Below are 1,017 nucleotides of genomic sequence, written 5' to 3'. Positions count from 1 at the left end.
TTTTCAACAGCCTTTTTCCAATGGATATAATATTTTTCCCTTAAATTGTCAGGTAAGTCTGGTGTAAATTCCTTGTTTAAACGCCAGTTTTTTTTGATTTCTTCTTTATTTTTCCAGAATCCAACGGCAAGTCCAGCCAGATAGGCGGCGCCTAATGCAGTTGTTTCGATAATTTCAGGACGTAAAACTTTTGTATTTAAAATATCGCTTTGAAATTGCATGAGAAAATTGTTTGCTGTTGCACCGCCATCGACTTTTAGAGAATTTATTTCAATACCTGAATCTTCTTTCATTGCGTTTATCAAGTCTTTGGACTGGTAGGCGATGGATTCGAGGGCAGCACGAATTATGTGGTTTTTATTAGATCCACGGGTAAGCCCAACGATTGTGCCACGGGCGTACATATCCCAGTATGGCGAGCCTAATCCAACAAATGCTGGAACTAAATAAACACCGCCATTATCATCAACTTGCTGTGCAAAATATTCTGTATCAGAAGCTTTGTCAAAAAATCTTAATTCGTCACGAAGCCACTGGATAACAGCTCCACCAATAAAAATACTTCCTTCCAGAGCATATTCCACTTTTCCGTCAATCCCAATGGCAATAGTTGTAAGCAAGCCATTATTTGATTTTATGCACTTGTTCCCAGTATTCATAAGCATAAAGCATCCTGTTCCGTAAGTATTCTTTACGTCTCCAGTATGAAATCCAGCCTGCCCAAACAGTGCCGCCTGCTGATCTCCAGCGATACCTGAAATTGGAATGGAAGTACCGTTTTCTTCGCCAATTGTAATTCCCATTCTTGTTTTTCCGTAAACTTCGCTTGAGTTTCTAACTTCTGGAAGCATACTTTCTGGAATATTAAGTTCCTTTAAAATTTTTTTATCCCATTCCAAATTTTTTATGTTAAAAAGCATAGTTCTGGAAGCATTTGTAAAATCAGTAACATGCACTTTTCCACCAGTCAATTTCCATACAAGCCAAGTATCAACCGTTCCAAAAAGCAGTTCCCCA

At 38.3% G+C, this 1,017-nt stretch carries 1 protein-coding gene; it reads right to left on the bottom strand.

Going from position 1 to position 1,017, the window contains the following annotated elements:
- On the bottom strand, window positions 1-1,017 hold a 1,017-nt coding region (locus tag Q0370_RS08030), incomplete at both ends, for a glycerol kinase GlpK (RefSeq protein ID WP_299574380.1).

The organism is uncultured Leptotrichia sp. (genome assembly GCF_938036635.1).
Lineage (GTDB): Bacteria > Fusobacteriota > Fusobacteriia > Fusobacteriales > Leptotrichiaceae > Leptotrichia > Leptotrichia hongkongensis.
Note: the sequence above shows the minus strand (reverse complement) of the source record. Positions and strands in the feature narration are given on the sequence as shown.